Genomic DNA, 23692 nt, shown 5'->3' with positions numbered 1-23692 from the left:
CGGACGGGGGTTAGGGGGTAATAACACCATGAACGAACAACTAAGCAAGCAACTGGGCACCACCCTCTGGGCTATCGCCGATCAGCTACGGGGCGCGATGAACGCCGACGACTTCCGCGACTACATGCTCTCGTTTCTCTTTTTGCGCTACCTCTCCGACAACTACGAAGCCACCGCTAAAAAAGAGCTGGGAGGCGACTACCCCGCGCTGGAGAAAGATGACAACCGCACGCCCTTAGCGGTCTGGTACAAGCAGAACCCCTACGAGCGCGAGGACTTTGAGAAGGCGCTGCGCCGCAAGGTGCACTATGTCATCAAGCCCGAGTACCTCTGGAGCGGCATTGTCGAGCTGGCGCGCACCGACAATCGGGAGCTACTCGACACCCTGCAAAAGGGCTTCAAGTACATCGAGGAAGAGTCCTTCTCCAGTGCGTTCAACGGCCTGTTTTCGGAGATCAACCTCGCCTCCGAGAAGCTCGGCAAGAACTACGGCGAGCGCAACGACAAGCTCTGCGGCGTCATCCGCCGCCTCAACGACGGGCTGACGCAGTTCTCCACCGACACCGATACCCTCGGCGATGCCTACGAGTACCTCATTGGTCAGTTCGCCGCCGGTTCCGGCAAGAAAGCGGGCGAGTTCTACACCCCCCAGCAGATTTCCAGCATCCTCTCCCAAATTGTGACGCTGGATAGCCAGGACCCCGCCACCGGCAAGAAAAAGCACCTGGAGAGTGTCTTCGATCTCGCCTGTGGCTCCGGCTCGCTCCTGCTCAATGTCCGCAAGCAGCTCGGCGCAAACGGAGTCGGGAAGATCTTTGGGCAAGAGAAAAACGTCACCACCTACAACCTCGCCCGGATGAACATGCTCCTCCACGGGGTCAAAGACACCGAGTTTACGATATTCCACGGCGACACCCTCACCAACGACTGGGATCTGCTCCAGGAAGCCAACCCCGCTAAAAAGCCCCAGTTCGATGCCGTGGTCGCCAATCCGCCGTTTAGCTACCGCTGGGAGCCCACCGAGGCAATCGGCGAGGATGTCCGCTTTAAGAACTACGGCCTCGCGCCCAAGTCCGCCGCCGACTTCGCCTTTCTTTTGCACGGCTTCCACTACCTGAAGCACGAGGGCACCATGGCAATTATCCTGCCCCACGGCGTACTGTTCCGGGGCGGCGCAGAGGAGCGCATCCGCACCAAGCTCCTTCGCGACAACCACATAGACACCGTAATCGGCCTGCCCGCCAACCTCTTCTTCTCCACCGGAATCCCCGTCTGTATCCTCGTGCTGAAAAAGTGCAAGAAGTTCGACGACGTGCTGATCATCAACGCCGCCGAGCACTTCGAGAAAGGCAAGCGCCAGAACCAGCTCACCACTGAGCACATCAGCAAGATCGTGGATACCTACCAGTACCGCAAGGAAGAAGACCGCTACTCCCGCCGTGTCCCCCTGGAAGAAATAGCCAACAATGGCTACAACCTGAATATCTCCCGCTACATCAGCACCGCCAAAGCAGAAGGTGAAATTGACCTCACGGAGATAAACGCCCAGCTCGTCGCCCTAGAAGAGCAGATTCAGATAGCCACCAGCAAGCACAACAGCTTCCTCAAAGAGCTTGGACTCCCGCTTCTGCCAGAATAAAAAAACGTCCTTATTGTCCCCCCGCCGGGCGGGGGTTAGGGGGTTGGCTGGCAAAACAAAATGACCATGCAACCTTTCTGAGCCGCCTATGTCAGAGAGAGTGCAGGAGCTTTGGGGGAGTTTACGGAATGTTCCGTCGAGTGTGCAGAACCTTCCGTCGAGTGCTCCCTGAGTTTCTGTAACAACGCAGTAGGAGAAAAAGAGTATGCCAGAGACGACAGAGACCACGCCGGACGTTCCGGCGACCGTGACGAAGACCCGGAAGATGACGCACCGGACTATCGCGAGTAAGCTACGCCGCGTAGAGCTATTGCTAGACGGTACAGAGAGTAGCCCCGAGATTATCGCGCTGGTGGAGCCGTTCGGATACACGGTGCAAAAGCGGGCGGAGGGGCGGGCGCTGCTGCTGGCGACGCAGACACAGCTCGGGCTGACCCAGCTCAGCCGCGCGGCGCAGAAGCAAAGTACCGAGGCGTTTTTAGAGACCGAGAAAGTGGGGCGTCGCGCCCACGCCGACCTTGCCGCCGCAGGCCGTGCACTCTTCCCCCTTGGCTCGCATGGACGTACCGCGCTCGGGCTAGAGGGAAATGCCCCCCGTAGCCTCACCACGTTCCTCCGCGCCGCCGACAAGCTCTTCGACGGTGCCACCAACGGCCCCGACGATGTGAAAACAGCTCTCGCGGCACACGGCTACACGGCGGCAAAGCTGACCAGCGAGCACGCCAAGATCACCGCACTCAAGGCGGCAGATAGTGCGCAAGAGGGAGCTAAAGGCGGGGCGCAAGACCTCACTCCCCAACAGAACGAGGCACGGGCCGCGCTGGATCAGTGGGCCGCCACCTACCTCAAGTTCGCACGAATCGCCCTGCGCGAGCGGCCCCAGCTCCTGGAAAAGCTCGACGTAAAGGCATAGCATCCCCCCGCCGGGCGGGGGTTAGGGGGTAGAATAGCCACGGAGGATTTTTTATACCGTGCCTTTGAACCCAAACAAGCCCCTGAACTCGCGCAGTCGTATTATCACTGAGGGTGTCCAGCGCGCCCCGAACCGCTCCATGCTCCGTGCCGTCGGTTTTGGCGATGGGGATTTCCAGAAGCCTATTGTGGGGATTGCCAGTGCGCACTCGACCATCACGCCCTGCAACATGGGGATTCGCCCGCTCGCGGAAAGAGCGGAGGCGGCGATCCGCGAAGCCGGGGGAATGCCGCAGACTTTTGGGACGATTACCGTGAGCGATGGCATCTCGATGGGCACGGAGGGCATGAAGTACAGCCTGGTCAGCCGCGAGGTGATCGCCGATAGCATCGAGACGGCGGTGATGGCGCAGAGCATGGACGCTGTGCTGACCATTGGCGGCTGTGACAAGAACATGCCCGGCGCGATGATCGGGATCGCGCGAATGAATATCCCCTCCATCTTTGTGTACGGTGGAACCATTAAGGCCGGGAAGTTTCGCGGTCGTGATCTGAATATCGTCAGCGTGTTTGAAGCCGTCGGGGCGCACGCGGCGAGCAAGATGGACGACGAAGAGCTGCGCGGTATCGAGTGCCACGCGATTCCCGGCGCGGGCTCGTGCGGCGGAATGTACACGGCAAATACCATGAGCAGCGCGATTGAGGCGATGGGAATGAGCCTGCGGGGCAGCTCGACGATGGCCGCTGTGGATCCAGAGAAAGCCGAGAGTGCCGCTGAGAGTGGCCGCGTGCTGGTGGAGGCGGTCAAGAAACAGCTCCTGCCGCGTCAGATCATGACCCGGAAGGCATTTGAGAACGCGATTGCCGTCGTGATGGCGACAGGTGGCTCGACCAACGCCGTGCTGCACCTGCTCGCTATCGCCCACGCCGCCGAGGTGCCGCTTGCCATTGATGATTTCGAGGAGATTCGCAAGCGCGTTCCCGTGCTCTGTGACCTCAAGCCATCGGGCAAGTACCTCGCCAATGACTTCCACCATGTCGGGGGCGTGCCGCAAGTAATGAAGATGCTCCTGAATGCGGGCCTGCTCCACGGCGACTGTCTCACGATCACGGGCCAGACCATTGCCGAGACACTCGCCAACGTCCCCGATGCGCCACCCCCCGATCAGGACATCATCCGGCCCTTTGAGACACCGATCTACAAGCAGGGCCATCTGGCGATCCTACGCGGCAATCTGGCGACCGAGGGTTGTGTCGCGAAGATCACGGGCGTGAAATCACCGGTACTCACCGGTCCTGCGCGGGTCTTTGAGAGCGAGGAAGAGACACTCACAGCCATTCTCGACGGTAAAATTAACCCCGGCGATGTCTTAGTGATTCGCTACGAAGGCCCCAAGGGTGGCCCTGGCATGCGCGAGATGCTCGCTCCGACTTCCGCGATTATCGGCGCGGGCCTTGGTGATTCCGTCTGCCTCATCACCGATGGTCGCTTCTCTGGCGGCACCTATGGCTTAGTGGTCGGCCATGTCGCCCCTGAAGCCGCCGTCGGTGGAACTATCGGTTTAGTTGAGGAGGGCGACAGCATCACGATAGACGCCATCACACTGAGCCTGACACTCAACGTAGACGAGGAGGAACTCGAGAAGCGCCGCGCCGCCTGGCAGCCCCCCGCCCCACGCTACACCCGCGGCGTGCTGGCAAAGTACGCCAAGCTTGTGAGCACGGCGAGCGTTGGTGCCGTCACGGATTAGCCGGAAATGGCCTGCCTGCGTTATCTACTTTACAGAGTGTTAGCAGGTGAGCCGTTTGCTTTGCTGGCATACCAGCGCCCGATGCACACCTCTGAGTAAGACCCGCTGAATGGGGAATAGGGCCCCCCGTAATGGCCGGTGCGCTCGACTGAGCTTGATATACTGATTGCGGTATTGGGGAAGCCGCATTATGGCCCGCGCCAGTGCGGCGACAGACCATCTTGTCTATAAAGTGATGTGCCGATAATTTACCTGTATGCACTCTCTTCATATTGTGGCAGAAGAGCCATCTGCCTCGCATCTTACCCTAGGGCCTCTCCTCGCGGCACTCTCACGGGCTCTTGACCTCACCGAAGGGCAGACAATGGGCCATAGTGTTTGCGCCTGTCTGATTGCACTGCGGATCGCGGATGTCATCGGACTGACAGATGAACAAAAAAATGACCTACATCTTGCAATGCTTCTCAAAGATGCAGGGTGTTCTTCAAATGCAGCGCGTATGTTTGAGACATTTGGGGGAGATGATATTGTGGCCAAGCAGGACGCGAAGTTTTGTAACTGGTGTAGCATGTTGGAAGGCTTTCGCTACGTTCTGAACCATACTGCACCTCATCTGCTCTTTACAGAAAGGCTAAAAAAACTCACTCAGATTACCTGCACACCGGGTAAGCTGATGGATCGCCTGACATTGATCCGTTGCGAGCGTGGTGCGGAGATTATCCGGGCACTTGGGCTAGGAGATCAGGTGGCAGAAACGGTTTATAACCTAGACGAGCACTGGAACGGTTTTGGCTTTCCTCATGGGCGAAAAAAGCAGGCAATCCCTTTGCTAGCCCGTATCGCTTGCCTTGCTCAGACGGTCACGGTTTTCTACATGCACTTTGGTAAAGATCGAGCACTTGCGGTTGCGAAGAGCCGTCGTAAGACGTGGTTTGACCCTGACCTCGTCAAGGCACTTTTCTCACTAGACGCTGATGAGCATCTATGGAGCGATCTGAAAATGCGCCCTCGTGAAGCACTAGAGGAGCGTACCACCGGCACACTGAGATATCGCATCTCACCAGCGGACCTTGAGGGCATTTGCCATGCCTTTGCTGGTGTGGTGGATGCGAAGTCGCCCTTTACTGCTGATCACTCCCGGCGTGTTGCGGAGTATGCGCGCCAGCTTGGTAGCAACATGGGGTTCTCTATGTCACAGCAGGCGGAGCTTTATCGTGCAGGGCTCTTACATGACCTTGGCAAGCTTGGTGTCTCAAATCTGATCCTAGAGAAGCCTGGACGACTTACCGGGGACGAGTGGGAAGTTATCCGTCGGCACCCAGAGGCAACAAGTAGGATTCTTGCAGGGCTTCCTACACTGGAGCGTATTCGTCAGATTGCTGCAACGCACCATGAGAAGCTAGATGGAAGTGGCTACGGATGTGGTCTTCGAGCAGAGCAGCTCGACCTCTCGCAGCGTGTCTTAGCCGTCGCGGATATCTGGGATGCGCTGACGGCAGATCGTCCTTATCGTGCGGGGATGTCTCAAGATGAGGCGCTTGCCATTCTTCAGAAAGAGAGTGGGAAGACTTTGGATGGAGACTGTATAGACGCCCTCAAGGGAGCCACTTGGCCGAGAGCGAAAGCGGCGTGATTACGGACTAACTTTGTGAATGCGCAGGGTGATACGGTAGTCACCCTGCGCGATCTTTTGTGGAGCGAGCTTATCGGGGCTGAGATGCACGAAGGTGAGCTGGTAGCGGGGGCGAGCACCTGAGGCAACGGTTTCCTCCGTCTTATTTAGCTCCACGGTCTTTGTCTCGGGGAGGCGCGCTTCGGCGGTCGTGGGGAAATCCACGGGAGCGTCCCGTAGCACCACAGTCGCAAAGGCCGTGCCCGCCCAGACACAGGTCACATTGATCGGGCACCGCGAGTCGTCTTTGATCTCCGTCACCTTCAGCTCCGTACGCTCATCACCGGCAAGACGGGCTTTTTCACCCACTCGAACGATGGTTTCCTCGTTGAGGGGCAGAATGCGGTACCCGCTCGAGACGCTGCTACAGCCACTCAGGCAGAGGGCAAGGAACAAAAAAAGACCGGCTCGGTACATAGTTAGCCAGTAAGACCGGGCGGCGAACCAAAAGCTTCACCGTAAACTCTGGTAGTTTGACTCGGTTGTGTAAAATACGCTTACTCCGATCTTTTCTAGTGGTGATATCCATGAGAAAACTCGGAATCGGGCTAGCAATCGGCATACTAAGTGTCTTATTTTTCCTGCCTCAAACAGGTTGGCTTCTGCGCGGCCTGCTCCGGGGGATTGTCGCGGCGGCGCTCTGGCAGCCCCTGCCTGTGGTGCGAGCAGAAGGGAGTGTGAGCTCCTGGCCTCTGCTGCTGCTGGCAACCTGGTCGCTGGTGGCACTCCTGGCGACCCTATTTTGTGGGAGCATCGCAGGTATCGTCCTCGCCAATCCGCGTTTCTGGGGAACCGAGGTTCCCAAGGCCCGTGTCCAAGTAATGCTGTTGCTCGCTCTGGTTGGTGGGGCGGCTTGGTGGGGGGCTGGTGCGGCGCAACTGATCGGGGGGCGACGGATTGAGGGGGCGCTCAGTGGCGTGATCTTACTCTTCCCGATGGCGATTGCGATGCTGGCGCTGAGCTTAAAAGGGCGGCAGCAGGGCAAAAAAGCCCCGGTGAGCATTCTCACGGGCTTGGCCACGCTCTCACTTCCCGCCGCCTTTAGTCTCTCACTCCTCTGCTCGATTTTTCTGATGCTCACTGCCCGCCCGTAACCAGCACCGCCTGTTCTGCGTTTAGAGTTACATGAAAACGGTTTTGCGAGGCTATCTCTGTTTAGGGGCAAGCGTACTACTCTTAGGTTGCATCTCTCTGGCTCCAAAAACGGGCTGGCTGGTGCGTCAGCAGGCACAAGCCGCATGGGGTGGGCGTGGCGAAGCGCTGGTCGAGTCGCTGGCGGGACCCAAAGACCCGCCCCCTCTGAGTGCGCCCGGAGAGAGTGCTCGAAAGCTACGCAAGCTCTGCGAAGAAAAGCTGCGGTTACGCCGCGACGAGGAGGAGCGATTCCTGGATCCTCGGCACCGGGCAAGCACCACCGCGACGCTACCCCAGGCGTTTTCCCTGTACGAGGCTCTGGAGCTGGCAGACCAGGGAGCGCAGGGTGACCCCGGCAACGCCTTCTTCCCCGCTCTGCGTGCCGTCGCCTTGCTCATGGCCCACAGCGATGCCGCCGCACTGGCCGCACTCCACCAGGCGGCACAGTGCCCACGCTGGGACGACTACACCCGCGAAGAGATGCTCGTGCGTCAGAACCAATTGGATCGTGCCCAGGGAGACCACACGGCTCTCGCCGATGTGCAGGTGGCAAACAGCCTGATCCTGCCACATCTTGCCCCGCTTCGTGCTCTGACGCGCGTCGCGACGGCGCTAGCGGCAAAGAAAGAGCGGGCGGGCGACTTAGCGGCGGGGCTGACGATCCGCCACGACCTGCGAGCCCTCGGGGAGGGAATGCGAGAACAGGGCAACCTGGCGGTATCAACGCATGTCGGGAGCGCGATCACGCAGATTGCAGCGGCTCGACCGGGTGGTGAGCTTCCTAAAATCTACACGGGGACATCAGCGGAAACGAATTGCGCCCGACGCGGTGATCAGCTTGTGGCGCACAGAAAGCTCTGGGGAGCAGAGGAAGCAGTGGCGCTGGCAAGCGTATTTGCACGCAACGATGCCGTCAAGGCGCAGCTTGGAAAACGCACGTACCCCTTGGATAGCTTCTACCCGTTGGCGGAACAGTGGCAAGTGGGGCTGCAATTGCTGTCCGCTCTGCTGGCGACTCTCCTCCTGGGGGCCTTTTTTGCTTTACTCGCGAAACTGAGCCGAGGCAAGTCCGCCCGGCCCGGTGTTCGCTTCGGGCTCTGGATTGCACTGGGAGTGGTGCCGCTCTTGAGCTGGCGGGCGGGACTGAGCGAGGAGCAGGTCTGGCTTGTGAAGGGCTTGCTGGTCGCCTCGTGGCTGGTCGGGGCGTTTGCACTCTGGCAGGTGTGGCGGAGCACGAAGCGCGGCAAGGGTTGGCAAGAAGCCGGGCTGACACTGGCGACTCTGATCGGGGCAGGGCAGATTTTATTGATCGGCGTCTTGGCGATGTGGGGCACGCACGAGACGGTTCAGGCCTTTTTCAGCCACTGGATTATGTGTGAGGGCTGCTACGCACAAGGGGAGTCCGACCCGATTCCCTGGTGGCAAGTGCTTTGGAGTGAGGCCAGCTACCGCGTCTTCTTCGCGTTGCCGACTCTCATCCCGCTGCTCGCTCTCACGCCGCTGCTCGCTATTATTAGCCGAGTGAAGCGCATCCCGGTGACATTTGGGGTGGCGCGAGGGCTGGGGCGCTGCGCCCTACCCGTGGCACTGGTGCTGACGCTTGTTTATGCCTGGCAAGTGCAGACAACGGTAACGCAAGAAGCCCGGCTTCGTGCGGATCTTCGGGCGTGTCTGCAAGACGAGCGGGTGTTCTTTGGAGAGAAATAGAGGCTACAGCGCCCCGGCGATGGCGTTGAAGAAGCGGCGGCGCATTGGCAAAAACTCGGTCTTGCTGTTGTCTAAATAGACGGCATTGGTGAGCAGCGAGATCACGCAGCCGGATTCGGGGGCAATGACGAGCGCAGTGCCCGTAAAGCCACTGTGGCCCACGGCCTCGTCGGAGAGAAGCTCGCCGGTAGGGGTGAGGAGATTGGGCCTGCAGAAGAACGCCAGGGTGTGTCCCGGCGGCGTGGACTGCGGGGTGAGCCAGCGCTGGCGCGTGGACAGGCCAAAAAGGCCGCCATGGAGAATGGCCTCGCCGAAACGGGCCACGGCGTCAGCGGTGCCAAAGAGCCCGGCATTACCCGCGACCGAGTTTCCTTCGGCGCAAATAGCCCGTGCGTTGCCATCGTGGACGATTCCACCGAGCACTTCACCAGAGCGAGAGCCTTCCTGGGAGATTGTCGGGGCGCAGCGGGCCGGGTCGGGATGAAACGTGAGATCTATCAGGCCAAGCGGTGCGAAGACATTTTCGGTGACAAATTTATCGAGCGTCGTGCCGGTGACCGTCTCCAGAATCTTGGCGAGTAGGATGTAATTCAGGCAGGAGTACTCGTAGTGCGTGCCAGGGGCGCCGCGCAGAGAGAGCTTCAAAATGGCACGGACGGCGGCATCGAGGCCACTGCCTTCGTCTTTGTAGCACGCGATCCAAGCCGGAAGCCCCGAGGTATGGGTGAGCAAGTGGTGCACCGTGGCGTCTTTGAGAAGCTCTGCCTCGGGGAGAAAGCCAGTCACGGGAGCGCTCAGGAGCAGCTCGCCGCGCTCGACCAGTGCGCAGATACTGGAGGCCATCGCGAGGGGCTTGGTGATACTGGCAAGATCATAGAGTGTGGTGGGTGTGGTGGACGTGGCACCTTCCGTCGTTCCCAGCGCCTCGTGCCAGAGAGTCTCTCCCCGGCGGCGCACACAGACCACGGCTCCGGGCATCGCGCCCTGTTCGATCCCTCGCAGCAACAACACTCTTGCTCTTTCCATGGTGGTTATTGTACGGTACGATGACTTCATTATGAAGTTCAACAAGATACAGTGGACGATTTTAATCACAGGAACACTCTTTATCCTTGGGATTGCGTACGGTAGCGGGATGCGCTCCCAGACCAAGAAACTTCAGAATCTGACGCAAGACCTTAAGATTATTCGGCGCAGTCTGCGTGCCTCGGAGCTCGCGCGGCAGTCAGACATCGCTCTGCTCCATCAGCTTGAAGCCCGCCGCTTGCTGGATCGAACGCTGGAGGCAATCGCGGCGCGTAACTACGGGATCGCCAATACGCATCTCAAGACTATCGCCGTGCATCTAACTGTGGCGCAGCAGGTCAAAGCGGCCAACACCGCCGCGCTCGATGCCCTGATCCCGACGCTCTCCACTCTGGGCGAGACTCCCGATCCCACCAAGCTGACCGAGCTGGCACACACGATGGATGTGGAACTCGAAAAAGTGTCGCCAAAGCCAGACTACAAGAGCGAAGTCACTGTCCCGCCGCCCACTGGCAACGACGAAGTAGACCCCGCCTACGAGTTCGGCAAGCGGGGCTAAGCCGGGCAGGATTTCTCTCTCTTGGTGGCGAATCTGCGTGCCAGGAGAGTAACGATTTATGAGTATGCCAGGATCCGGGCCGGGGGGCGCTTCCCCCGCCATTCAGGGACCCGCCGTTCAGATGGTCAACGCGATGGTCAACGATGCCGTCCGTTTAGGTGCCAGTGATATCCATATCGAGCCGCGCGCCAACTGTCTTGAGGTGCGCCTGCGTGTGGACGGCGTGTTGCAGCTCTGGAGAGAGCTCCCCAAGGATCTTCAGGACCCGATTGGGGTGCGCATCAAAGTGCTCGCGGATCTTGATATTAACGAGAAGCGCTTGCCACAAGACGGCCGTATTGCTATCACGATGCCCGGTAAGTCCTTCGACCTGCGTATCTCGTCGCTCCCGGTGCTCTATGGGGAGAAGATCGTCATGCGGCTTCTGGACCGCTCCATGTCCGTGCGGCCTTTGCAGGGACTGGACTTCTCCCCGCATAACCAGGAGACCTTCGAGGAGCTGATTCGTCAACCGCTAGGGCTGGTGCTCGTGACAGGGCCAACGGGCTCCGGTAAGACGACCACGCTCTACTCGGCGCTCAACGTGCTGCGCGACAAGCGCACCAATATCGTGACGTGTGAAGACCCGGTTGAGGTCAATATGGACGGCGTCAACCAGAGCGCCGTCAATGAGAAGGTCGGGCTGACATTTGCCCGGCAGCTTCGCGCGATTCTGCGGCAGGATCCCGATATTATTCTGGTGGGGGAGATGCGCGATCAAGAGACAGCGGAGATTGCCTTCCGCGCCGCAATGACAGGGCACTTGGTGCTCTCGACGCTCCACTCCAATGATGCCCCAACCTCGGTGACCCGTTTGATTGATATGGGCGTTCCTCCGTTCCTGATCGCCTCGGGGCTTGTCGGAATGGCCGCACAGCGCCTCGTGCGCCGTCTCTGTATCCGCTGCCGTCGCCAAGCACCGCCCACTGTGCGCCAGGCCGCACTCCTGGGAATCTCCGATACGGACTTGATCTGGCAGCCCGCCGGGTGCACTGAGTGTGAGGGGACGGGCTACAAGGGCCGCATCGGGGTGCACGAGGTGGTGACGGTGGATGAAAAATTCTCCCGTCTGATCATTGATAAAGCCCCTAGTAGTATCCTGCGTCGCGCCTCCATCGAGGCCGGAATGGTGCCGATTCGTGAGGACGCCATCAATAAGATCCGGGCAGGTTTGACCAGCGCCGAGGATGTCATGCGTCAGGTCTACTTAAAAGCGGAGGACGATGAGGACAAGAACTGGCAGCCGCCTGCACCGCCCGCGCAGATCGCCGGGAGTGGGCTAACGGCACTAGGGGCAGCAGGATAGGGCTAGCCTGCGAATACTTTTTTCTCGATATCGTCCAGAAGCGCCATGCCCGCGATGACTTTTCCCAGGCCGTCGCCGATCATGGGGATCATGCCCTGACGCATCGCTTCATTCTGGATCACTGCGGTGGTGGCACGTTTCATAATAAGCTGCTGGATCGGCTCAGACATTACCATGAGCTCATGGATCCCCAGGCGGCCCGCTGTTCCCGTGTTATTGCAGCGCACACAGGCTCCCGGCTGGCCAATTGCTTTCACCGGGAGAGGGGCACCGTACATGAGATTTAGCAGTGTCTGTTGCTCCGGGGTGGGGGGAGCGTAGGTACGGCAGTTGGTACAGAGGCGCCGGGAGAGGCGCTGGGCCAGAGCACCAATGAGGCCCGAGGCGATCAGGAACGGCTCCACGCCCATGTCCATCAGGCGCATAGAGGCACCCGCCGCTGAGTTGCAGTGCAGGGTCGAGAGCACCAGGTGCCCTGTCATCGCGGCCTTGAAAGCGATCTCCGCCGTTTCACCATCGCGGATCTCCCCTACCAGAACGACATCCGGATCCTGGCGCAGAATTGCGCGAAGCTGTGATGCGAAGGTGAGGCCCGCCTTGGGGTTGACCATACTCTGGCTGATCCGATCCATCTCATACTCCACGGGATCTTCACACGTCATGATATTGGTGGCGGGATCCTTGACAGCATTGAGCGCGGCGTAGAGCGTGGTGGTCTTGCCGGAGCCCGTTGGCCCCGTCACGAGAATAATGCCGTAGGGGCGCTTGATGAGGGAGTGAAACGCCTCAAGATTGGGCTTGGAGAACTCCAGTTGCTCGACATTTTTTTGGGTCGCGCCCCCGTCGAGCACACGGAGCACGACCCGCTCCCCGTAGAGATTCGGCAGGGTCGAGACACGGAACTGTATTGTTCGCCCATCAATACTCAAGTTGATACGGCCGTCCTGGGGCAAGCGGCGCTCCGCGATATCCAGATCACTGAGAATCTTGATGCGTGAGGAAAGCGCAGCAAACGAGGTCTTGGGCAAGACATGCATCACGTTGAGATGCCCATCAATGCGGTAGCGAACCTGAAAGTCTTTCTTGTAGGGCTCAATATGGACATCAGAAGCGCGCCGGCGCACTGCCTCAATCAGGATCGTATTGACAAACTTGACGATGGGCGCATCGTTAGGGTCGTCCATCGTGGCGATATTGTCGGCATCTTCGGCAAGGCGACGGGTCTCAGCGGGGGAGAGAGTCGCGTCGTCGTTGAGGATCGTCAGTGTCGCTTCCAGGGAGCGGCTAAGCTGAGTTTTCTCGTAGGAGCGACTGCTGGTCTGGTAGGCCAGCTCAATGGCGCGTTTAAGGGCGGTGCTCTCTGCCAGAACCGCCTTGACACGGCGCTTGGTGCGTGCCTGAACCAGATCAATTGCGGGAGTATTCCAGGGATTGGCGACTGCGGCGCGAATCGGGGGATCTGAAAGATAGGCATCATCGTCGGAGGGCTCCAACGGCAGCACCAGTAGGGCGAGTGCCTGCTCCCGTGGAATGTGTGCGATGCCATCTTCATAGATACTCTCGCTCTCCACATTGACAAAGGTCATGTCTATCTGGCGGCTGTGCGCTGCCGTGATGTCCTGCTCGTTGACCCAGCCCTTGCTCACGAGAATTGAGCCGAGCCGCTCCCGAGTGAGGCTCTGAATCTCCAGTGCCTGCGCAAGCTGTCCGTGGCTGATCAGGCCGCGCGTGATCAGAATCTCCCCCAGGCGCTCCTTGGCACCGAGTGTCCCAGTGGAGGGAAGGACCGCGGGGAGGCCAGCACCTGTTGCGGGAATGGGAGGGCTGCTCGTCGTGAGTGTCGTCCCGTTGGTTTCCGCGAGAGTGGAGCCACCGACCCGAGCCAGTGCCAGTGCTTCCGCGGGGGCGGTGGCGAAGTTATGGATCTTTTCGGCGGGAGGGAGTGTGGAGAAGTCCTGGAGAGCCGTCCGAATTTCCTCCACATCCAGTGGGTAGCGCACACAGCTAACGGCACCCGCCTCAAGAGAGCGCTGACGGTTCTCGGGTGTGTCGCTATCCATTGCCATCAGAACCGGAAGATTCTCGATTCCGATGTCCGGATGTCGGATCCGGCGGCAAATGTCCAGCCCATTGACTTTGGGAGCGTTCCAGCGTGTGATGAGCACATTATAGACGGACTGAGTGCGGGTCTCGCCACGTGAGTTGCTTCCTTGAGTGAGCTGCTCCCAGGCCGCCTCACCATCACGAACGATAGTTGCCTGATGGCCTTGGCGCTCCAGTGCCTCGTGCAGCAGGAGGGCAGAGAGGGCATCTTCTTCAACAGCTAGAATTTTCATGGAATATTACTTCTACAATATCGGTAACCTTGCCATAATTCTTAACTCTCTTGCACTGTCATTTATCTTATAGCAGCCAAGATCTCCCCAGAAAAACCAGCGGCTGCGGCTAGAAACGAATTCCCGCACTGAGATCCAGCCCTGAGAGATCGAAGCCCTGTACTCTACCGACACTGCGCCAGCGCGCCTCGAAAAAACTATTGAGCCCGATACTTGTGCCTGCATAGACACTCGCACTGGGAGCGAAGCCGCTTCCGTTGACACGGTCTGCCTCACTGCGCATATTGGCATAGACTCCCCCTACACCCACTCCCGCGTAGGGTAGCAGCTCTGGCAAGCGCAAGGGCTTACCCTCGGGTACGGTGAGCCTAATGCGTGGCGAGGGAAAAGTCGGGGGAGAGTCCGGGAAAGGGGAGGGGCAGAACCGGCCCCAGCCCGGGGGAGAAGCTGAACCAGTTCTCCCCAAAGCGGGCACGGACAGCGGCACTTGTCGGCAGATACGTTCCCGCATTGAGTCCGTAGACAGGCAGGCGCAGTGGCTTAGGCATGGGCGTTTCGGTTTGTGCCAGCATGAGAAGCGCGAGAAGTACGGTTTGCATATCTCAGGATACCACCGATTTTACGGTATCCTAAGACGATGAAATTCACCACGTTGCACGAGGCAGAAATGGCAATCACTGCCGCCGCTATCAGCTTTGAGAGCACCCGCACACTCGCCTCCTACGAGCGTCATGCTATTCTGACTGCGGTTTCCCAGGGCTTGCGGGAGCAGCGCGAGGCGTTCGCACAGCTTCTCTGCGACGAGGCTAAGAAGCCGATCCGTGATGCCCGGGTGGAAGTGGATCGCGCCTGCCTGACATTCTCCCTCGCCGCCGATGAGGCTCGGCGCTTCGGAGGGGAGCTGCTGCCGCTCGATCTGAGCGCAGCGGCAGTGGGCAAGCTCGGGCTGGTGCGCCGCTTCCCGCTTGGACCTGTGGCCGCCGTGACACCATTTAACTTTCCGCTCAATCTTGTGGCCCACAAGCTTGCTCCCGCTATCGCCGTCGGTGCGCCCGTGGTGCTCAAGCCTGCGGAAAAAACGCCGCAGATCGCGCTCAAACTTCAGACACTTGTGCGAGAGTCTGGCTGGCCCGAAGCGGCGTTTGCTGTGCTCACGCCCGAGACGCCGCAAGAGATCGGGCACCTACTCGCCGCCGATCCAAGGCTGCCCGTTTTCTCGTTCACCGGATCGGATACCGTCGGCTGGGCACTGAAGCAGCGGGCCACGAAGAAGCGGGTGACGCTGGAACTTGGGGGAAACGCCGCCGTGCTGCTCACCGAGGACGCCGATAGTGTCCACGCTGCCGCGCGCTGCACGGTCGGCGGGTTTACCTACTCCGGGCAGGTCTGTATCTCCGTGCAGCGCATCTTTGTGCACAAGGCGCTCTTTGCGGCGTTCTGCGAGGCGCTGGTAGAGAAAGTGCGTGCGCTTCGGCTGGGCGATCCTGCCGACGAAACGACTGATCTGGGGCCACTGATCACGCAAGCCGCCGCGATTCGAGTGGAACAGTGGACTCAGCAGGCCAAGGCCGCAGGCGCAACCCTGCTCCTCCACGGCCCGCGCGACGGTGCGTTTCTGGCTCCGAGTATTCTAACGGGTGTTCCTACAGACCAGCCTATTGTTTGCGAGGAAGTCTTTGGCCCGGTGGTGGTTGTGGAGCCGGTTGACAGCTTCGAAGCGGGTATCGCGCGGATCAACGCGAGCCGCTACGGCCTGCAAGCGGGGGTCTTCACGCACGATATTCGCCGCATTATGCAGGCTCATAACTCGCTCAATATGGGCGGCGTGATTATCAACGATGTCCCGACATTCCGGAGCGACGCTATGCCCTACGGCGGTGAGGGAGACTCCGGCGTGGGTCGCGAAGGGATTCGCTGGACAATGGACGAGTACACCAGCCCGAGGGTACTCGTGCTTTAGAGAGCTTATCCCCCGCCGTAGATGACGGGCTTGAGGGTGCCGATGTAGGGTAGCGAGCGGTAGCGGCCTAGATAGTCCATGCCGTAGCCGACCACGTACTCTTCCTCCACCACGAAGCCACAGTAATCAGGCTCCAGCTCGATTCCCAGTGCGCGGCGGCGAACGGGCTTGTCCAGAAGCGTGCAGACGCGGATCGAGGCGCACTTGCGGGAGCTGAGTAGCTCTAGCAAGTAGGAAAGCCGACGTGACATCGCCGGGCTGAGCACATCCTCCACAACCAAGACATGGCGGCTCTCCACAGGCTCGTCCAGGTCCTTGAGGATCTTCACTACCCCACTTGTCTTGCTCCCGGAGCCGTACGAGCCCACGGCGACAAAGTCAAAGGAGAGCGGAATCGTGATGCGCCGCACCAGATCGGCCATGAAGAGTGTCGAGCCCGTCAGGACACCGATCATAATCAGATCCTTGCCCTCGTAATCGCGGGTGATCTGTGCGCCCAGGGCGCTCACCCGCGTAGCGATTTCTTCTTCGGTAATGCGAATTGTCTCGATATCAGGGTGCATGTTTCTCCTCAGTCTGCGACCAAATCAAACCAGTCCACATCGCTGAGCACCACTTTAGGGGTAGTGCCGCCGAGGGGCAGCTCGTAGAGGTCATACGCGATTTTATCGGCAGTGGTGGGGCGTGGCGAGAGGAACAGCACCGTCTTGCCATCCTCACTGAATCGAGGACGGGCGACCTCTCCGTTAATTAACCGTCGGGTTTGGAGGCCCGGGCCTTCCGCGAGCCAGAGGCCACGCGGCACCGATGCAAAAACGACACTCTTGCCATTGGGGGCCAGTGCAGGCCAGAGCGCAGCACCGTAGACCGGCGTTCCTCCCAGGGGCGGAACCGGAGTCCAGGCATTGCCGACCGCGAGGTTGCAGATCATCAGGGGAGCCACGCCACTCTCACGCCCAATCGAGACCGCAGCGAGATAGGTGGAGCGTGCATCGGGCTGGGTGACAGGCCCCAGACACTTCCAGCGTCCTTCAGAGTCCACCAGGGCCGTGCCCACCTGCGCATCCAGAGTCACCGTCATCACGCCCGCCGCCGCGCCCACGCGGGTGCAGCCCAGGTAGAGCGTCCGCCCGTCGGCGCTCCAGGAAAGGGAAACGGAGCTCCAGTCCGCAAGGGTCGTGCTCGGGCCACTGAGAATTGTTTCGCCTACCTCGGTGACTTTGTGCCCTTGCCGATCTGTCAGGCTATCGGTGCTCAGAAGGCGCTTTTGTCGCCGCCCCGTGATGTCTGTCAGGTAGAGAGTGAGGGGGCGCGCGGCAAGGCTACCCTCGCTCTCCTTGGAAGTGGTCTTTGCCCAGACAATCCGGCGGCCATCGGGGGAAGCCGCCCAGAGAACTCCAGCCCCCGCACTGATGTCGAGCAACTTGCGCGACTCTTTTCCATCGCGGCTGGCACTATAGAGTGCACTGCCTCGCTGGAAGATAAACCGCTCCGCATGAGCCACTCCGGCCAACGCGAGCGCCAGACCAATGACAACGAGATTTTGCACCTTCATTTCGCCCATCAGTGTACCGTATTTTAAACCCCGTGAGAGGTATAATTTTCATTATGATGCTCACCGACGAACAACAGGCGATGTTTCACGACCAGGGGTTTTTGGTATTTCCCCGCTACTTCACCGACGATGAGCTGGTTGGCTATAAAGCCGATATGGATGTTGTCCAGGCCCAGCGCGAGGCCAAAGAGCCCTCTCCTTATCTTTGCCAGCTCCCTCATCTGGGTAAGCTTATTGTTCACCCAAAGACCCTGAGTATTGTTGAGCAGGTGATGGGGCCGGGATTTGCTTTTCACCACCTGCATGCGAGTCGCCAGGGCGCGGGCACACCGGGATCGAACTGGCACCAAGACTATGAGCAGGAGCCGCAGACCAACCGCAGTCATATCATGGTACACATGTTCTACTACTTCAATGGCCTCAACGGCGAAGTGGGCGACTTGGTGGTGCTACCGCGCACGCAAAAAACCGTGATCGCCAACGGAGCGCTCGGGCATCTGGGGCAGCAAGTCCTCCCCGGCGAGATCGTGGTAGATGACCTGCCGCCGGGAAGTGCCGTCCTAGTCTACTCCGCACTCTGGCACGCCCGCCGCGCCAAGCCCGGTGGCGAGGATCGGGTGCGCTACTTCGCCGATGCGTCGTACTGCCAAGCGGGGATCAAGTGGCCGTCGTACCACAGTGCCCAGTGGCGCGAGATTCTCGCCGCCGCCCGCGAGAACCTAGGCCACGAGTCGCTCTTCGCTGAGGAACACTTCTTCGATGTACGCGAGGCAAAAGCCGCCTGGCGAGAGCGGCAGGGGAGCTTGGTGCTTGATATACTGCCTACCGTATGAGTACACCGCGCACCGCTTCTCTTTCTCGCCAGACCTCCGAGACTGAGATCACGCTCTCCGTCAACCTAGACGGCGACGGCTCCAGCCAGCTTGCAACCGGCGTCGGCTTCTTTGACCACATGCTCACCCATGTCGCACGGCATGGCCTGCTGAACTTAGCCATTAGCGCCAAGGGCGATTTGCACATTGACGATCACCACACGGTCGAGGATGTGGGAATCTGCCTCGGGCAGGCGCTGAAAGCCGCCGTCGGCGATAAAAAAGGCATGACGCGCTACGGCGATGCGACCGTCCCGATGGACGAGTCTCTGGTGCTCTGCGCCTTAGACTTCTCCGGGCGCGGCGGGGCGCATATCGCCTTAGAGTTCCCCGACACGCGCATCGGCAGCTTTGCCGTCGAGCTCGTAGAAGAATTCTTTCACGCCGTCGCTCGTGAGGCGGGGCTAAATCTTCACATTCGCCAACTCACCGGCAAGAACGCGCATCATATCGCCGAGGCGGCCTTCAAAGCCTTCGGGCGAGCGCTGCGTCAGGCCATCGCGCTGGATGACAGAGTCACGGGAATTCCCTCCACCAAAGGCGTGCTCTAGTGATCGCGCTGATGGACTATGGTGTGGGCAACCTGCGCTCCGTGGAGAAAGCCTTCGAGCATCTGGGGCACGCCATCAAAGTTACCAGCGATCCGAGCGAGATCGCCGCCGCCGATAAAGTCATCCTTCCTGGTGTCGGGGCGTTTGGCGCAGCGGAGAAGACCCTGCGCGAGCGTGGCCTAGAGCAAGTCGCGCTCGATGCGGCGCACTCAGGCAAGCCATTTTTAGGCATCTGTGTCGGAATGCAGCTCCTTTTTGATGCCAGCGAGGAGATGGGCGAGCACCCCGGTCTTGGCCTGATCCCTGGCCGCGTCCAGCGCTTCCCCGCTGCGCCGGGTATCAAAATCCCGCAGATCGGCTGGAATGCGCTGACGTTTCCCAAAGAAAGTCCACTCATGGTGAGTCTAGAGCCCGGCGCGATGGTCTACTTCGTCCACAGCTTCTACTGCGCCCCGGAAGATCAAAGTGTCGTCGCCGCCCAGACTGAGTTCACGCTGACCTACTGCTCCGCGGTTTCCCTTGGCAACATCTTTGGTGTTCAGTTCCACCCTGAGAAATCGGGCAAGATCGGGCTGAAGATTCTCGACAACTTCGCGCGGCTTTGAGAGGAATCGGAATGGGTTTTGAGATTATTCCCGCCATTGATCTGTTTGGCGGGCAGGCGGTTCGTCTGCGAAAAGGCGATTTTAGGACGAGCGAGAAAGTGGCCGACGATCCCGTGGCGACGGCGCTTGGTTTTGAGCAGGCGGGGGCGACACGGTTGCATATCGTGGACTTAGACGGCGCAAAGACTGGCGAGGCGACGAACCATCCGGTTATCAAGGCAATTCTGGCGGCGGTGCGCATTCCCGTACAAGTGGGCGGGGGCTTGCGCACGCCCGAGAAAGTGGCGGCAATGCTGGCACTGGGGGCGAGCCGGGCGATTGTAGGAACGAGCGCGGCGGGCAACCCGGAGGCGATTGCGGCGATTCTGGAAAAATACGGCGAGCAGGTGATTGTCGGGGCCGATGCCAGCGAAGGGTTTGTGGCGACCCACGGCTGGAAAGAGACCACGGGCGAGCGGGTCGAAGAGTTTTGCAAGCGCATGGCGGCTCTGGGGGCGCGGCGCTTTCTCTTTACCGATATCGCGCGTGACGGCATGCTGGAAGGCGTCAACGTGGAGGCGACAGCGGCGCTCGCGGAGGCCGTCGGTCTGCCCGTGATCGCGTCGGGTGGGGTCGCTGGGATTGCGGATATTGAACAGCTCACAGCGGTGCAACAAAGAGGCGTAGAAGCTGTCATAATCGGCAAAGCACTCTACGCGGGGCGGCTGTCGCTAGCCGATGCACTGCGTGTGGCGCGAGGATAGATTTATGGGACCAGGCGAGACATTTTCGTTCATCTTTTTTGTCATTTTTGGGTTTGCGGGCTTCAATGCCATCCTGAAGCACCGGGTGAAGATGGCGGAGATCAAGGGGCCGCCACGGGGCAGCTCGGTGGATCTTGCCACACAAGCCGCCATTGAGGAGCTGCGCCAGGAAGTACGCCAGTTGCGAGACACGACCATGCGCTACGACATGTCCTTCGATACCGCGCTGACCCGAATGGAAGAGCGCGTGGATCGCATCGAGACGCGTGCCTACACAACCACTGCCGCCAGCGATCCGCTCGCACGCCTACGAACGGAGCAATAGTATGCCAGATGGAGCTGTTGCGATACTCATTGTCCTGATTGTCTTTCTTGGGATCATCTCGCTCGTGGGAATTGCCTCCTGGCATAAACAAGAGCTGGAGAAGATTCGTGCCCGGAAGCAAGGCGAGGGAAGTACGGTTCAGATGAGTGATGAGCTTCGGGCGGAACTCAGTGCGCTCAAGGAACAAGTTCTGGCACTGCGTGACACTACCACCAAGTTCGATCTGTCTTTCGATGCGATCCTAGATGGTGTGGAGGAGCGCCTGAAGCGTGTGGAGGAGCGCCAGATTTCGCAGAGCTACCAGACGACCGACGATGCGCAGAAGCTGACGGCGGGGCGCTAGCGATGCAGGAGCCCAAAGATCCTCCAAAGCGCAAGTGGATACCCACGGGAACTATCCGCAAAGAGGCGCTCTCGGAGCTGAGTGGGCTCGCGGCGAGTCGGCGGCATCCGGGGATTCTCTGGGCGCACAATGACAGTGGGGATCACTCGCGCCTCTTTGCGATCCATGCCGATGGGAGCTTTGTTGCCGAGGTCGAGGTCGAGGGCGCAGCCAATAAAGACTGGGAAGATATCGCGCTCGACGACAAGACACTCTATGTTGCCGACATGGGCAACAATGGCAATAAGCGCAACGACCTCTGTATCTACAAGCTCACCGAGCCGGAGTCGAAAAACTCCCGGGTGAAGGCGCAAAAAATCCGCGTGGCCTACCCCGATCAAACCGAGTTCCCCCCCAAGAAAACCGAGTGGCGCTACGACTGTGAAGCCCTCTTTGTTTTTCGCGGCAAGCTTCACGTGCTCACAAAGAACCGGCTGGCAGGCTCGCCGTTTTTTCCCTCAGACAGTACCGTGCTCTACCGGCTGGACCGCGAAGACCTGAAGAAAGTCAATACGCTCACTCGTCTTGATAGCCACACGCAGCTCGGGGGCTGGGTGACTGCGGCGGATTGTTCCCCGGATGGCAAGACACTGGCGGTACTGACCCACTTACCCGTCGCCTCTGTCTGGCTCTTCGAGCTGAGCGGGGTTGGCGAAAAGCTTTTGAGCAAGCCCGTCAAGCGGCAAGTGTTTCAGGGGGCCAAGCAGTGCGAGGCGCTCTGTTTTTTAGATCATCAGACCCTGCTGATTGGCAACGAGCAGCGCGAGCTCTGCCGCGTCGAACTGGCGTCGTTTCCGTCCTTACCGGGGGCCTGAACCCAGCTCACTCTGGCTTGGCGGCGGCTTTGATCAGATCCAAAAGCGTGATGGCGCGATCAAAGAGCAGCACCCGCTCAGTGTAGGCGGCGATCGCTAGATCCTGAACGACGGTCTTGGGCGCCTTACTGGGATCTTTGGCGTACTCCTTGGGCACGCGCTTGCCACCGTAGAGTTTCTCACTCTGGCGCTCGATCTGACTCCGCTGGCTCTCGGTGAGTAGCTCGCGAACGAACTCTACCAGCTCAGCCACGGTCTTGCGGGTCGCTTCCATGCGGCGCGCGGCGGAGAGGCGCTGTGTCTCCCCGACGCGTTTCTCGATGGAGTCGGGGAACGCACTCTCGGCAATGGTCTGCGCCCGCGCCTTGGCGACTTCGGGAGCAAGCTGTGCAAGCGCCTCGTCGTCTTGGCGGTTTAACTCCATGGCGCGCTCCCTCGCTTTTTTCAAGACGGGAAGGAGCTTCTCAATCTGAGGCGAGGTCAGCCTGAGGGGCACGAGCGCCTGAAGCAGCCCCAGATCCGCAATCTGTTCCTGAACCACCAGCACGGTCTTTGCTAGGTCGGGTTTAGGCGGCTTTTGTTGGGAGGAAGGCGCTTCTTGCGGGGTAAGAAGGCATAGAGCGACAAGTAGAAGATTCATCGTGTTCTATTGTAGCATGCCGACGCGCACTGGCAATTAGCCGGAGAAGCGGTACTTGAGCAGGGTTCCGATAGCCTGTAGGAAATCCGACGGACGAATCTTCTTGCCCTGGGCGAGCGTACGCGCCCGGTACTCGATGGGAAGCTCGTGGATCTTGATGCCCCGCTTGAGCACTTTTGCGGTCACTTCGGGGCAGAAGTCAAAGCGCTGGGAGTGGAGGGAAAACTGCCGTAGGACATCCATTCTGAACATTTTGTAGCAAGTCGCCTCGTCGGTGAGGTGTGCGCTCGGAAAGAGAAGATTGGCTGTGGTGGTTAAAAGAAAGTTTGCCAGACGGTTGGCGGGCTGCATATTTTCGATTTTCCCCGCAAAGCGCGAGCCATAGACCACCTGGGCCTGACCAGAGAGAAGCGGTGCGAGTAGACGGGGATAGTCCTCCGGGTTGTACTCTAAGTCGGCGTCTTGAACAATTAAATAATCGCCCGTTGCGGCTCCAATCGCTGTCACAATCGCCGCGCCCTTGCCCTTGTTCTGAGGGTGGTAGAGCACTCGCACATTCTCCCACATCCCCTCGACTTCGCTCTGAAGCAGCTCACGGGTGCCGTCGGTGCTCCCGTCATCCACGAGGATAATTTCCATGGGCACGGGCACGGCGCGGATACGCTCTAGAATCTGTAGGAGAGTGTTCTTCTCATTATAAACAGGGATTGCGACCGAGAGTAAGTACGAAGGAGCGCTCACAGCGAGCGCCCGCTCAGTGGATTTAGGAGGAGCCAGGGCATCAGCGACCATTGTACCTATCATACCGTGCCTCGGCTCGCTTTGTTCCTATTGTTCCCGTGGTTCGAGGGGACAATGCAGTCCCGGAGATCGCCACACGCATTGTGCAGTACGAGCTAGCTTTTAAAATGCAAGCGTCGGTGCCGGAGCTGACTGAGATGGGAAACGAGACCCAGGCGACACTGGATCTCTACGGCGTGAAAAAGCCTGGCGACGGCACGTTTGCAAGCAACTGCCTGCTCGCCCGAAGATTAGCCGAGCGCGGCGTGCGCTTTATCCAGCTCTACCACCGCGGCTGGGATCACCACGGCGGCGTCAAGAACGCCATCACACAGGCCGCCGTCGAGTGCGATAGAGCTTCTTGGGCACTGATCACGGACTTA

General features: G+C 59.7%; 25 protein-coding genes and 1 pseudogene. 17 read left to right on the top strand and 9 right to left on the bottom strand.

The features are described 5' to 3' along the window. Positions 1-28: 28 nt before the first annotated feature. The 4 genes from ACH2ED_RS00940 (at position 29) to ACH2ED_RS00925 (ending at position 5935) form a co-directional block, all read left to right on the top strand. Entirely contained in the window at positions 29-1639 is a 1611-nt protein-coding gene (locus tag ACH2ED_RS00940; RefSeq protein WP_395088310.1) for a type I restriction-modification system subunit M, read from the top strand. A gap of 205 nt (positions 1640-1844) precedes the next feature. After that, positions 1845-2552 carry a hypothetical protein gene (locus tag ACH2ED_RS00935; protein WP_395088309.1) on the top strand — a complete coding sequence of 236 codons (708 nt, stop codon included), beginning with the start codon at positions 1845-1847 and terminating at the stop codon, positions 2550-2552. An 82-nt stretch (positions 2553-2634) separates the two neighbouring features. Then, complete coding sequence (gene ilvD, locus ACH2ED_RS00930) at positions 2635-4302, top strand: dihydroxy-acid dehydratase (protein WP_395088326.1); 1668 nt, start codon at positions 2635-2637, stop codon at positions 4300-4302. A 256-nt stretch (positions 4303-4558) separates the two neighbouring features. Continuing rightward, complete coding sequence (locus ACH2ED_RS00925; RefSeq protein ID WP_395088307.1) at positions 4559-5935, top strand: HD-GYP domain-containing protein; 1377 nt, start codon at positions 4559-4561, stop codon at positions 5933-5935. Here the strand turns inward: ACH2ED_RS00925 and ACH2ED_RS00920 are convergent, their stop codons facing one another. Beyond that, positions 5936-6283 carry a hypothetical protein gene (locus ACH2ED_RS00920; RefSeq protein WP_395088305.1) on the bottom strand — a complete coding sequence of 116 codons (348 nt, stop codon included), beginning with the start codon at positions 6281-6283 and terminating at the stop codon, positions 5936-5938. 218 nt (positions 6284-6501) lie between these two features. Here ACH2ED_RS00920 and ACH2ED_RS00915 point away from each other — a divergent pair, with 218 nt between their 5' ends. Together ACH2ED_RS00915 and ACH2ED_RS00910 are read left to right on the top strand one after the other, a co-directional pair. Next, entirely contained in the window at positions 6502-7068 is a 567-nt protein-coding gene (locus tag ACH2ED_RS00915; protein WP_395088303.1) for a hypothetical protein, read from the top strand. A gap of 31 nt (positions 7069-7099) precedes the next feature. Then, positions 7100-8815, top strand: coding sequence for a hypothetical protein (locus tag ACH2ED_RS00910; protein WP_395088301.1), 1716 nt, complete (start codon positions 7100-7102; stop codon positions 8813-8815). Positions 8816-8818: 3 nt separating this feature from the next. On the opposite strand, the gene ACH2ED_RS00905 is transcribed toward ACH2ED_RS00910, so the two are convergent. Continuing rightward, entirely contained in the window at positions 8819-9841 is a 1023-nt protein-coding gene (locus ACH2ED_RS00905; RefSeq protein WP_395088300.1) for a serine hydrolase domain-containing protein, read from the bottom strand. A gap of 31 nt (positions 9842-9872) precedes the next feature. On the opposite strand from ACH2ED_RS00905, the gene ACH2ED_RS00900 reads away from it, so the two are divergent. Both ACH2ED_RS00900 and ACH2ED_RS00895 read left to right on the top strand, forming a co-directional pair. Beyond that, positions 9873-10400: a hypothetical protein gene (locus tag ACH2ED_RS00900; RefSeq protein ID WP_395088298.1), complete on the top strand. Its 528-nt coding sequence runs from the start codon at positions 9873-9875 to the stop codon at positions 10398-10400. Positions 10401-10458: 58 nt separating this feature from the next. Then, complete coding sequence (locus tag ACH2ED_RS00895; protein ID WP_395088296.1) at positions 10459-11745, top strand: GspE/PulE family protein; 1287 nt, start codon at positions 10459-10461, stop codon at positions 11743-11745. 2 nt (positions 11746-11747) lie between these two features. Here ACH2ED_RS00895 and ACH2ED_RS00890 read toward each other — a convergent pair whose 3' ends face one another. The 3 genes from ACH2ED_RS00890 to ACH2ED_RS00880 all read right to left on the bottom strand — a co-directional run bounded on the left by ACH2ED_RS00890 (position 11748) and on the right by ACH2ED_RS00880 (position 14680). Beyond that, a complete protein-coding gene (locus tag ACH2ED_RS00890; RefSeq protein ID WP_395088294.1) occupies positions 11748-14081 on the bottom strand; it encodes an ATPase, T2SS/T4P/T4SS family in 2334 nt (777 codons plus the stop codon). Between the two features lie 109 nt (positions 14082-14190). Continuing rightward, complete coding sequence (locus ACH2ED_RS00885) at positions 14191-14418, bottom strand: hypothetical protein (RefSeq protein ID WP_395088292.1); 228 nt, start codon at positions 14416-14418, stop codon at positions 14191-14193. A gap of 31 nt (positions 14419-14449) precedes the next feature. Then, complete coding sequence (locus ACH2ED_RS00880; protein WP_395088290.1) at positions 14450-14680, bottom strand: hypothetical protein; 231 nt, start codon at positions 14678-14680, stop codon at positions 14450-14452. 38 nt (positions 14681-14718) lie between these two features. Here ACH2ED_RS00880 and ACH2ED_RS00875 point away from each other — a divergent pair, with 38 nt between their 5' ends. Beyond that, the gene (locus ACH2ED_RS00875) at positions 14719-16041 is read left to right on the top strand and encodes an aldehyde dehydrogenase family protein (RefSeq protein ID WP_395088288.1); all 1323 of its coding nucleotides are present in this window, start codon (positions 14719-14721) and stop codon (positions 16039-16041) included. Positions 16042-16046: 5 nt separating this feature from the next. On the opposite strand, the gene hpt is transcribed toward ACH2ED_RS00875, so the two are convergent. Continuing rightward, the gene (gene hpt / locus ACH2ED_RS00870; protein WP_395088286.1) at positions 16047-16604 is read right to left on the bottom strand and encodes a hypoxanthine phosphoribosyltransferase; all 558 of its coding nucleotides are present in this window, start codon (positions 16602-16604) and stop codon (positions 16047-16049) included. A gap of 8 nt (positions 16605-16612) precedes the next feature. Continuing rightward, positions 16613-17596 (bottom strand): hypothetical protein, encoded by a 984-nt coding sequence (locus tag ACH2ED_RS00865; protein WP_395088284.1) that lies wholly within the window; start codon positions 17594-17596, stop codon positions 16613-16615. A 53-nt stretch (positions 17597-17649) separates the two neighbouring features. Between ACH2ED_RS00865 and ACH2ED_RS00860 the strand changes: the two genes are divergently transcribed. The 7 genes from ACH2ED_RS00860 to ACH2ED_RS00830 are packed head-to-tail and all read left to right on the top strand — an operon-like array spanning position 17650 to position 21889. Continuing rightward, entirely contained in the window at positions 17650-18429 is a 780-nt protein-coding gene (locus ACH2ED_RS00860; RefSeq protein WP_395088282.1) for a phytanoyl-CoA dioxygenase family protein, read from the top strand. Beyond that, positions 18426-19019, top strand: a complete 594-nt coding sequence (gene hisB, locus ACH2ED_RS00855) for an imidazoleglycerol-phosphate dehydratase HisB (RefSeq protein ID WP_395088280.1) — start codon at positions 18426-18428, stop codon at positions 19017-19019. Before ACH2ED_RS00860 ends, hisB begins: the two co-directional genes overlap by 4 nt. 11 nt (positions 19020-19030) lie before the next feature. Beyond that, the gene (gene hisH, locus ACH2ED_RS00850) at positions 19031-19624 is read left to right on the top strand and encodes an imidazole glycerol phosphate synthase subunit HisH (RefSeq protein WP_395088279.1); all 594 of its coding nucleotides are present in this window, start codon (positions 19031-19033) and stop codon (positions 19622-19624) included. Positions 19625-19635: 11 nt separating this feature from the next. After that, positions 19636-20367 carry a 1-(5-phosphoribosyl)-5-[(5-phosphoribosylamino)methylideneamino]imidazole-4-carboxamide isomerase gene (hisA, locus tag ACH2ED_RS00845; protein WP_395088277.1) on the top strand — a complete coding sequence of 244 codons (732 nt, stop codon included), beginning with the start codon at positions 19636-19638 and terminating at the stop codon, positions 20365-20367. A 4-nt stretch (positions 20368-20371) separates the two neighbouring features. Continuing rightward, a complete protein-coding gene (locus ACH2ED_RS00840) occupies positions 20372-20692 on the top strand; it encodes a hypothetical protein (RefSeq protein ID WP_395088275.1) in 321 nt (106 codons plus the stop codon). 1 nt (position 20693) lies between these two features. Then, positions 20694-21035: a hypothetical protein gene (locus ACH2ED_RS00835; protein WP_395088273.1), complete on the top strand. Its 342-nt coding sequence runs from the start codon at positions 20694-20696 to the stop codon at positions 21033-21035. 2 nt (positions 21036-21037) lie between these two features. Then, a complete protein-coding gene (locus ACH2ED_RS00830) occupies positions 21038-21889 on the top strand; it encodes a hypothetical protein (RefSeq protein WP_395088272.1) in 852 nt (283 codons plus the stop codon). A 7-nt stretch (positions 21890-21896) separates the two neighbouring features. On the opposite strand, the gene ACH2ED_RS00825 is transcribed toward ACH2ED_RS00830, so the two are convergent. Further along, the gene (locus ACH2ED_RS00825) at positions 21897-22529 is read right to left on the bottom strand and encodes a hypothetical protein (RefSeq protein WP_395088270.1); all 633 of its coding nucleotides are present in this window, start codon (positions 22527-22529) and stop codon (positions 21897-21899) included. A gap of 36 nt (positions 22530-22565) precedes the next feature. Next, positions 22566-23333 carry a glycosyltransferase family 2 protein gene (locus ACH2ED_RS00820; RefSeq protein ID WP_395088269.1) on the bottom strand — a complete coding sequence of 256 codons (768 nt, stop codon included), beginning with the start codon at positions 23331-23333 and terminating at the stop codon, positions 22566-22568. A gap of 47 nt (positions 23334-23380) precedes the next feature. Here ACH2ED_RS00820 and ACH2ED_RS00815 point away from each other — a divergent pair. Further along, positions 23381-23692: pseudogene (locus tag ACH2ED_RS00815) on the top strand (DUF1501 domain-containing protein); the annotation flags it as partial.

The organism is Armatimonas sp., from assembly GCF_043757465.1.
In the GTDB taxonomy this organism is placed as follows: domain Bacteria; phylum Armatimonadota; class Armatimonadia; order Armatimonadales; family Armatimonadaceae; genus Armatimonas.
The sequence above is the reverse complement of the archived record's forward strand: the minus strand, read 5'-3'. Positions and strand labels throughout refer to the sequence as shown.

Excerpts from the sequence above, each read along its gene's own strand:
- ACH2ED_RS00890 (WP_395088294.1), bottom strand. The coding sequence starts at position 14,081 with ATGAAAATTCTAGCTGTTGAAGAAGATGCCCTCTCTGCCCTCCTGCTG.
- ACH2ED_RS00895 (WP_395088296.1), top strand. The coding sequence starts at position 10,459 with ATGAGTATGCCAGGATCCGGGCCGGGGGGCGCTTCCCCCGCCATTCAG.
- ACH2ED_RS00875 (WP_395088288.1), top strand. The coding sequence starts at position 14,719 with ATGAAATTCACCACGTTGCACGAGGCAGAAATGGCAATCACTGCCGCC.
- ACH2ED_RS00820 (WP_395088269.1), bottom strand. The coding sequence starts at position 23,333 with ATGATAGGTACAATGGTCGCTGATGCCCTGGCTCCTCCTAAATCCACT.
- ACH2ED_RS00935 (WP_395088309.1), top strand. The coding sequence starts at position 1,845 with ATGCCAGAGACGACAGAGACCACGCCGGACGTTCCGGCGACCGTGACG.
- ACH2ED_RS00830 (WP_395088272.1), top strand. The coding sequence starts at position 21,038 with ATGCAGGAGCCCAAAGATCCTCCAAAGCGCAAGTGGATACCCACGGGA.
- ACH2ED_RS00915 (WP_395088303.1), top strand. The coding sequence starts at position 6,502 with ATGAGAAAACTCGGAATCGGGCTAGCAATCGGCATACTAAGTGTCTTA.
- ACH2ED_RS00835 (WP_395088273.1), top strand. The coding sequence starts at position 20,694 with ATGCCAGATGGAGCTGTTGCGATACTCATTGTCCTGATTGTCTTTCTT.
- ACH2ED_RS00940 (WP_395088310.1), top strand. The coding sequence starts at position 29 with ATGAACGAACAACTAAGCAAGCAACTGGGCACCACCCTCTGGGCTATC.
- ACH2ED_RS00905 (WP_395088300.1), bottom strand. The coding sequence starts at position 9,841 with ATGGAAAGAGCAAGAGTGTTGTTGCTGCGAGGGATCGAACAGGGCGCG.
- hisB (WP_395088280.1), top strand. The coding sequence starts at position 18,426 with ATGAGTACACCGCGCACCGCTTCTCTTTCTCGCCAGACCTCCGAGACT.
- ACH2ED_RS00860 (WP_395088282.1), top strand. The coding sequence starts at position 17,650 with ATGATGCTCACCGACGAACAACAGGCGATGTTTCACGACCAGGGGTTT.
- hpt (WP_395088286.1), bottom strand. The coding sequence starts at position 16,604 with ATGCACCCTGATATCGAGACAATTCGCATTACCGAAGAAGAAATCGCT.
- ACH2ED_RS00865 (WP_395088284.1), bottom strand. The coding sequence starts at position 17,596 with ATGAAGGTGCAAAATCTCGTTGTCATTGGTCTGGCGCTCGCGTTGGCC.
- hisA (WP_395088277.1), top strand. The coding sequence starts at position 19,636 with ATGGGTTTTGAGATTATTCCCGCCATTGATCTGTTTGGCGGGCAGGCG.
- ACH2ED_RS00825 (WP_395088270.1), bottom strand. The coding sequence starts at position 22,529 with ATGAATCTTCTACTTGTCGCTCTATGCCTTCTTACCCCGCAAGAAGCG.
- ACH2ED_RS00910 (WP_395088301.1), top strand. The coding sequence starts at position 7,100 with ATGAAAACGGTTTTGCGAGGCTATCTCTGTTTAGGGGCAAGCGTACTA.
- ACH2ED_RS00880 (WP_395088290.1), bottom strand. The coding sequence starts at position 14,680 with ATGCAAACCGTACTTCTCGCGCTTCTCATGCTGGCACAAACCGAAACG.
- ACH2ED_RS00925 (WP_395088307.1), top strand. The coding sequence starts at position 4,559 with ATGCACTCTCTTCATATTGTGGCAGAAGAGCCATCTGCCTCGCATCTT.
- ACH2ED_RS00840 (WP_395088275.1), top strand. The coding sequence starts at position 20,372 with ATGGGACCAGGCGAGACATTTTCGTTCATCTTTTTTGTCATTTTTGGG.
- hisH (WP_395088279.1), top strand. The coding sequence starts at position 19,031 with ATGGACTATGGTGTGGGCAACCTGCGCTCCGTGGAGAAAGCCTTCGAG.
- ACH2ED_RS00900 (WP_395088298.1), top strand. The coding sequence starts at position 9,873 with ATGAAGTTCAACAAGATACAGTGGACGATTTTAATCACAGGAACACTC.